Origin of the sequence: Parafrankia sp. Ea1.12, from assembly GCF_900465275.1 — a bacterium.
GTDB lineage: Bacteria > Actinomycetota > Actinomycetes > Frankiales > Frankiaceae > Parafrankia > Parafrankia soli.
The window spans coordinates 1-7,862 of record NZ_UBIZ01000329.1; the positions used below are offsets into that span (position 1 = coordinate 1).

4 protein-coding genes and 2 pseudogenes are annotated in these 7,862 nt (G+C 69.1%); all 6 read right to left on the bottom strand.

Annotated elements, in window-relative coordinates:
- Positions 1-3,242: branched-chain amino acid ABC transporter permease/ATP-binding protein (locus tag FMEAI12_RS18095; RefSeq protein WP_235014151.1), on the bottom strand; the 3,242-nt coding region annotated here is incomplete at its 3' end.
- Between the two features lie 137 nt (positions 3,243-3,379).
- Positions 3,380-4,666, bottom strand: a complete 1,287-nt coding sequence (locus FMEAI12_RS18100) for an ABC transporter substrate-binding protein (protein ID WP_112106949.1) — start codon at positions 4,664-4,666, stop codon at positions 3,380-3,382.
- Between the two features lie 723 nt (positions 4,667-5,389).
- Positions 5,390-6,226 (bottom strand): phosphotransferase, encoded by an 837-nt coding sequence (locus FMEAI12_RS18105; protein WP_235014152.1) that lies wholly within the window; start codon positions 6,224-6,226, stop codon positions 5,390-5,392.
- A gap of 182 nt (positions 6,227-6,408) precedes the next feature.
- A pseudogene (locus tag FMEAI12_RS38315) lies at positions 6,409-6,544 on the bottom strand (cytochrome P450); the annotation flags it as partial.
- Positions 6,545-7,411: 867 nt separating this feature from the next.
- Positions 7,412-7,642 carry a hypothetical protein gene (locus tag FMEAI12_RS36255; protein WP_146776724.1) on the bottom strand — a complete coding sequence of 77 codons (231 nt, stop codon included), beginning with the start codon at positions 7,640-7,642 and terminating at the stop codon, positions 7,412-7,414.
- A gap of 16 nt (positions 7,643-7,658) precedes the next feature.
- A pseudogene (locus FMEAI12_RS18115) lies at positions 7,659-7,862 on the bottom strand (branched-chain amino acid ABC transporter substrate-binding protein); the annotation flags it as partial.

A 7,862-nucleotide genomic window follows, 5' to 3' on the forward strand; every position in this document is an offset into this window, starting at 1 on the left:
GTGGTCTCCGTGGCTGGTGCTGGCGATGGGATGGTTTCCGCCGCCGCCGGTGGAGTGGTCTCCGTGGCTGGTGCTGGGGTCGGGGTGGTTTCCGCGGCTGGCGGTGAGGTGGTCTCCGTGGCTGGTGCTGGCGATGGGATGGTTTCCGCCGCCGCCGGTGGAGTGGTCTCCGTGGCTGGTGCTGGGGTCGGGGTGGTTTCCGCGGCTGGCGGTGGAGTGGTCTCCGTGGCTGACGGCGAGGGGGTCTCCACCGCTGACGGGGAGGCGGTCTCCGGCGGTGCTGCCGATTCCGTCTCTATCTCCTCTATCTCCGCCTCGACCTCTGCTGAGGCGTCGTGGACGGAGCCGAGGTAGGCGTCGGCGACGGCGCGGTCCGCGCGGATCGTCGCGGGGGTCCCCTCCGCGATGACCTTGCCGAAGTCGAGGACGTAGATGTAGTCGCACACGGACAGCACGAGGGAGACGTCGTGATCGACGAGGATCACGCCGACCCCGGTGTGGCTGATCGAGCGGATGCGCTCACCGAGCCAGGCGGTCTCGGTGGTGTCGAGCCCGGCGGCGGGTTCGTCGAGGAGCAGGGCCCGCGGGCTGGTGGCGCAGGCCCGCGCGATCGAGACGAGCTGCCGTTCGCCCTGGCTCAGTTCGTCGGCGTGCCGGCCGGCCCGGTCGGCGATGCCGACCAGGTCGAGCGCGGCCGCCAGGGCGCGGTGACGTTCGTCCCCGCGCGCGCCGAACAGCGCCGCGCTGACGTTCTCCTCGACGGTGAGGTCGTCGTAGAGCTCCAGGGACTGGAATGTGCGGGCGAGGCCACGCCGCACCCGCGCGTGTGTGGGCAGGCCCTCGATGGGCTCTCCGCCGAGCTGGATGGTGCCCGAGGCCTGGGCGAATCCGGTCGTCGCGTCGATCACGCTCGTCTTGCCGGCGCCGTTCGGCCCGATGAGGCCGACGATCTGGCCGGCGTGGACGCGCAGCGAGACCTCGGAGACAGCTGTCACGCCACCGTAACGAACAGTGAGTCCGCTGATGTCGAGCACCGTGGCCGCCGGCTGCGCCGGTTCGGTTGGTTCCGCCTGGTCGGTACTTGCCGGTTCGGTTGGTTCCGCCGCCTGGTCGGCGCCTGCCGGCTGTGTCGGCACGGTCGGTTCTGCTTTGGCGGTACTCACCGGTTTGGCGGTACTCACCGGTTCCGTCTGGTCGGTGCTTGCCGGTGCGGGGACGCTGGTCTTCGTCGTGAGGTCGGCCTCGGCGGCTGTGGGCTGCTGGGGCGTCAGCCTCTTGGCCTGCTCCGGGGAGGTTGGTGTGCGCTTGCGGTGGCGTAGTCGGTCCAGTCGGTCGGCGAGCTCGTGGCCGCCGGTGGCGAGGCCTTCGGGGTGACCGATGAGGGCGACGAGGAGCCCGATGCCGGTGATGACCGGGAACCAGTCGCCCAGGTGGACCCAGCGGTCCATGGCCACGAAGGTGATGCCGGACGCCGCCATGATGCCGGCGAGGATGCCGCCGTAGACCGAGGTGACGCCGGCCAGGTACGCGGTCGAGAGCAGGGCGAGCCCGCCGATCGCGGTGAACGAGTCGAAGGTGACGACACCACGCCGGTAGGCCAGGAGGCTGCCACCCAGGCCGGCGATGAACGACGCGATCGCGAAGCTGGCGACCTTGATCGCCACGACGTTGATCCCGATGCCGGCGGCGGAGTGCTCGTTGGCGCGGACCGCGAGCATGGCCGAACCCAGTGCGCTGGTCCGCAGCCGGGCGACGCCCCAGGCCACGGCCACCAGGACCGCCAGGCACAGGAGGCCGAAGGGAATGCGGGGGAAGGCGTGGCCGGTGCCGATGCTGAGGTCGAGGCCGAACAGCTTGGGCTGGGTCACCGCGGCGCCCTCGCTGCTGACGATCTGGGTGTTGCGGAACCAGACGGCCTCAATGGCGTAGGCCAGGGCGAGGGTGACGATGCCCAGGGTCAGCCCCCGCAATCGCAGGGCGGGCAGCCCGATCACCACGCCCAGCACGGTGGCCGCGAGCGCGGCCAGCAGGGGCGCGAACGGGAACGGGACGTGCCAGCTCTGGGTCAGGCCGCTCAGCGTGAACGCGGCGCTGCCGGCCAGCGCGAGCTGGGCCAGCGACACCTGGCCGGCGTAGCCGGTCACGACGACGAGCGACAGGCCGATGATCGCGGCGATGAAGGTGCCGATGACCGCGCTTCGCCAGGTTCCGGTGGTGGCCAGCAGGGCGATCACGCCCACGGCGGTACCGAAGACCGTGGGCAGTGTCAGGGAGCGCGGCCGGGGTGCCCGACCCAGCGGTTGCCGAACCAGACCGCCCCGGACCGTCAGGCCCCGTCCGGTGGCCAGCAGCGCCAGCAGGATCACCACCAGCGGGACGAGTTCCGACGCGCCTGTCCTCGGTAGCCACCACACCTTGTCGGCGGCGAGTGAGAGCGCCTCGGACTGGACCATGCCGATGGCGATGCCGGCGGCCACGGTCGGCACGAGGTTGGTGAAGCCACCGACGACGGCGGCGGCGAGGGCCGGGACGACGAAGAGCGTGTAGGTGGTCGGGGAGAGCGGGCTCAACGGCGCGATGAGAATGCCGGCGGCACCGGCGGTCACGCCGCTGATCATCCAGTTGAACAAAGCGATTCGGTCCGGGGACACGCCGCTGACGTAGGCGCCGGTCTGGGATTCCGCCACCGCCCTCGTCAGCAGCCCGAATCGGGTGAAGCGGTACACCGCGGTCAGCGCCAGCGTCAGGACCACCACGGCGACGACGAGATAGAGGCGGTCGGACAGCACCTTCGCGCCGCCGAACTCCCACCGTTCCGCCGGGAAGATCGCCTCGACGCTGACGGGCGCCGTACCGAGCCGGATCGCCATCACCGACTGGATGACCACCAGAACACCTAGCGACGCCACTGCCCGGGCCAGCGGAGGCGCCTCGCGCAGGGGCCTGAACACCGCCAGGTACAGCAGTGCGCCGAGCAGTGCCCCGAACAGGAGGGAGAGCGCTGCCGCCGGTGCCAGCCCCCATTCTCCGCCAAGGTCAACCGAGACAGGCAGTCCGGGAAAGAGGACTAACAGCTCGCCGTCGCGTAAGTAGGCATAGGAGTAGGCGACGTAGAGCGCTACCGCCCCGGTCGCGAAGTTGATGACTCCCGAGCTCCGGTAGGTGAGCACGAGCGCGAGACCCAGCGCCGCGAACACCCCTCCGTTTCCCAGGCCCAGAAGTAGCGAACCTATATGTTCCATCACGATCTCCTGGCATCTTTCAGTTCAGTCCTGCAAAACGCGGGCCGGTTCGGCCCCCCACTCGGGCAGACGCCGAGTGGGGGGCCGAACCGGCTATCGAGAAATACGTCGATGAGTGGGTAGTGGGTACGCGGCCGTCAGTCCGGGATCGGAGAGGTGCCGAGAACCTTGTACTCCGTAGGCTGGCCATCGCTGTCGAGAGTCGTGGACAACCCGCCGCGCACGCAGGCCGCCGGCGAGTCCGGGTAGGCCTTGCCGTTGCAGCGGAACTGCAACCCGGAGGCGCCCGGAAGCTCCTTCTCGGGAGCCGCCTTGATAGCGGCGGTGACGGTCGCCGGCGTGATTTCACCCTTGATGTCCTCGAGCGACGCCGCGAGACCGGCGAACGTCACGAACATGCCCCGGCCCGCGGACGAGCCGGTGTCGACGTCCTTCCCGTAGGTGTCGATCACGGCGTTGTAGAGGACGCTGGACGGGTCGTCCCCACCGACGGGAACAGAGGCGCCGATGACCATCCCTTCCAGGTCGTCCCCGGGCACGGCCTTACGGGTGGCGTCGGTGATGCACTGCGAGATGGCGCTGACCGTGCCTTCGAACCCGACCGCCCGCAGGCCGTTGATCGCGCTGATGCAGAACGAGTCGTTGCCGATGATGAACACGACGCTGGACTTGTCACCCGCGACGCCCTGCAGCTGCGGCGTCATGTCGGCCGTGCCCGGAGCGATCCGGATGAGCTCGTACTCGAGCCCCGCCTTCTCCATCAGCGGCGGTGCGAGGTCCTGCGCGTTGTGGAGCGCGGCCGGCACGTCGATGACGACCTCGGTGACCTTCTTGAGGCCCTTGTCCTTCGCGAGGCTGATCGGCAGCTGCAACGTCGCGAACGTCGGATCGCCTATGGTGAAGCTGTTGGGGTCGGACAGAATCGACGGGCTGCCCGCGCCGAAGAACATCACGGGTATGTCCGCGTCGGCCAGCGGCTTCCATACGCCCTCGGCCACCGCCGACTCGCCGACCGCGACCGCGACGACGTCCTTCTCGATCATCTGGTTCCCGCAGTCGGTACCCCTGGCCGGGTCTGCCTGCGTCTCACACGTCACCAGCTCGACGGGTCGGCCGCCGATGCCCCCGCGATGCTCGTTCAGGTACTTGGCGGTGGCCTCCGCGACGGCGAACTGGACGGAGTTGTCGATGGCGGCAGACCGGCCGTCCGAGACGATCCCGATTTTGACGGGCTCGCCGGCGGCCTTGTCGACCGGCCCGAGCGCGTTGGCGGCCGCGGCCGTCTCGGTCGGGGTGGTGGCATCCTCGTCGTCCGAGCTACACGCGGCGACGAACAGGAGCGAGGCCAGGGGCAGGGCTAAGAGCGCCCGCGCCGACCGCCGACGCGACCACCTTGTTCGGTCGCGTGGCACCGTGTTCTGCATATGCCTTCCACCTCTGAGTCATCGAAGTTGTCTGCATCGCGGCACCATCAGCCACGAAAAACAGCCCTGCCGGGAGCAGGTGGCTCTCACAAGGCCGTGTTTAGTTGGCTGGCCATTGTCCGGCGGACGAGTGAGCACATGCTCCCAACTTTCGACGTCAGCGTCAACGACTTAGGTTGCCCTCAGGTGATCTTGCTGGGTGGTGTGGTCAAAACGAGATCATGATCAAGGTGTTGGCGGCTCCGCCGTGGAAGTAGTAGCCGTGTTTGGCGTAGCGGGAGGCGAGCGGGCGAGGCATGCCTCGGGGCCGGCGGCCGGCCGTCAGGGGGCGGGGCCGTTTGAGCTGACGCGTCGGCCGGAGCGGCGCCGCGAGTCCACGGTGGTCAGCCCGGTGCAACCGGCGACGCCCGCACCGCGGGCTCCGCCTCCCACCGGCCTGGCACGACCACCCCCGGCCGCCGCCGCGACGGCAGGATCAAGCGCTGGTCCGTCCTGGGCGTCCTAATCAACGAATACGGATGGGCCGCCTTATGATCGGGACACATCAATACGGTGGCCGAGTTCTGGCACTCGAAAGATCGAGAACATTCAGTCGCGGTCGCTACTGCGACCGAAGCGGTACTTCGACGCCGGTCCTTATTTGCGTCCGGTGGCCGCATTCGCCGAACTCGCCCGCGTCGTCCGGCACCTATCCGCACTCTGTGAACACCTTGAGCCCCAGGATCACCGTGCGTGGCTGCCGAGCAGGTCCAGGGTGCCGAGGTCGCGGATGGCGGCGCACGCGTTTGTGATCATGGAGAGGAACATTCGGTCGGAGTTCTCGGTGGGTTCGTTGGTCGCGTAGGCGGAGCCGAGCACGGTGAGTAGTGGTGCCTGTGGGGTTCCGAGGCGGTAGTCGTGGAAGCAGTCGTCGAGCGGGTAGTCGTCGACGCCCATCTGGGTGAGTTGTTCGTGGTAGGCGCGGACCAGGTTCTTTTCCTGGGCGCGTCGGAGTGCGGGTGGCAGTGCGGTGGCCAGGAAGTAGGCGACGTCGCGGCCGGGGAAGCCGATCTCGAGCGACTGCCAGTCGATGGCTGTCACCTCGTGGGATTCGGTGAACAGGAGGTTGTCGAGGCGGTAGTCGCCGTGGATGAGGGTGTGGCGGGTGCTGACGTGTCGGCCCCAGCGGGCGAAGTGATCGGCGGTGCGGTGCAGTGTGTCTGTGTCGGTGGGGAGAGACGGTCCTGGAACCGGTCGAGGAACGGCTCGGTGGCCGCGGTGAGGATTTCGCCGAGGAAGCTGAGACCGGCTTCGTCGGTCTGGCGTAGCCAGTCGGCGCCGTTGGTGAGGCCCGGCTTGTTCCAGAACGGGCCGTGCAGGCCGACGAGGTTGCGTAGCGCGGCTTCGGCCTGGGGGCGAACCTGGTGTAGTAGCCCACCTCGCTGCGGTAGCCGGGGGCGATCTGGCCGCGGCCTTCGGGGGTGCCGGCGGCCAGTTTGAGCACCACCGAGGAGGGCGCCGGGTCGGCGCTGTCGGGATGGACGTCGAGGTGGAAGCGGTGGCTGGAGCTGAGTTGGCCACCCCCGACGGGTTCGTGGCGTAGCCCGACGATCTCGGTGTCGGTGCCGCCTCGGCGCAGCGCGGCGGTCATCCACTCAGGGGTGACCACGCTGGGGTCGTCGACGATCCACGCCGGTTGTCCACCCGCCGGTTCGGTCATCCTGGCCCCCGAAGGCGCTCGGGTCGGTGTCCGTGGCGGCGGGCTAGGTGATCGTGTAGCGGATGGGGAGGCGTTTGGGTCCGCCGACGAACAGGGTCTGGCATGTATTCGGGCGTGCCGGCCAGCTCGATCTCGTGTAGCCGGGGGACCAGTTCGGTGTAGAGGGCGCGTCCCTCTAGGCCGTGTCCGGTCAATGATGGTTGGAGGCGGTTTCGCGTACGGGCCCGCTCGTGTCCCAGCCGACGTACGGCGCCGGTTGACACCAGTGCTCCGCTGCTCCGTGGACCGCCATGATCCCCCGTGCCCGTGCCCGTGCCCGTGCCCGTGCCCGTGCCCGTGCCCGTGGCGGCCGTGGTGTCGAGCGGGCGGCGCGCGTGCAGGAGTGCTGGCGTCCGGAGCAGGCCGGAACCGATAGGTATTCACGCCGGCTGGGCCTCATGCGCGATGTCGAGCAGCCGTGGCGGTTGAGTGACAGCCCGGACTCACCCAGCCGCCACACATTGCCGGGTGGCGGGATTGGGGCCGCATAAGTCCCGTTCCCGCGGCCTTGGCGCACTGATTCCGTGCCCGCCGGCCCACCCCGCCCGCGCCGGGCCCGCCCGGCCCCGTAGGAGGTCACCACCGTCGGCCCTTGGACGGATGAGGCTGCCGCTTCCTCGGCGGCTAGCGCGACGAGGCCGTCTTGGATGGCGCCGCTCGCGTTGAGGCCGTCGGCCCGGTGGGGTACCTCGACGGTGCCGGGAGCCACGATGACGCTGCCGACCCGCTCGGGGAGGGGAACCGGCAGCCGGAAGGGTCCCTCGGGTAGTCCGGCCAGGGCGCCGTGGGAGAAGACGTGATCGGGGTTCGGGGAGGTGACGAACGACGTGTGACAGACGGCGGTCAGGGCCCCGGAGGTCTCGTTGCGGAATCGTGTCTCGCAGACGACGACCGGCCGGCCGGCCTTGACGGTTCTTGCCTTGAGGGAGATCGTGTGGCCGATCTCGGCTGGCTCGACGACGTGCACGTCGAGGTCGAGGGTCAGGGCCGCCCGGGGGTGGTCAGGTTCAGGGCGAGTGTGCCTGTGACGATGTCGGCCCAGGTCGCCAGCACGGATGTCCGCAGGGCGGTCGCGCCGGGACGCACAGCTCGGCGAACACGTCGGCGCGCCCGGTGGCGACGCCACCGTCGATCGAGAAGCCCAGGCCGAGCTCCATGACGACGTGACTCATGTAGCTGGCGTGACCCACGTCGTTCGTGTGACCCACGTCGCCTCGATCGCCCAGGTTGCTCACCATGCCGTCCTTTCGCTTCTCAGTCCTCGTTGCCGAATGGTTTGTAGGGCAGGGTCGGGTTGCCCTGTGCGTTGAGGGTTGTCATCAGTCCGCCTCGGGTGCAGGCGGCGGGTACGAGTGGGTTGGTTGTGCCGTTGCAGTGGAAGGTCAGGCCGGGGGCTGCGGGTAGTGGCAGTTCGGGTGCTGAGCGGATCTTCTCGATGAGTCGGGTGGGGGTGATGTT

What these genes read in the sequence shown, in the direction of transcription:
- FMEAI12_RS18100 (WP_112106949.1), bottom strand. Translation starts at nt 4,666, where the DNA reads ATGCAGAACACGGTGCCACGCGACCGAACAAGGTGGTCGCGTCGGCGG.
- FMEAI12_RS36255 (WP_146776724.1), bottom strand. Translation starts at nt 7,642, where the DNA reads ATGGTGAGCAACCTGGGCGATCGAGGCGACGTGGGTCACACGAACGAC.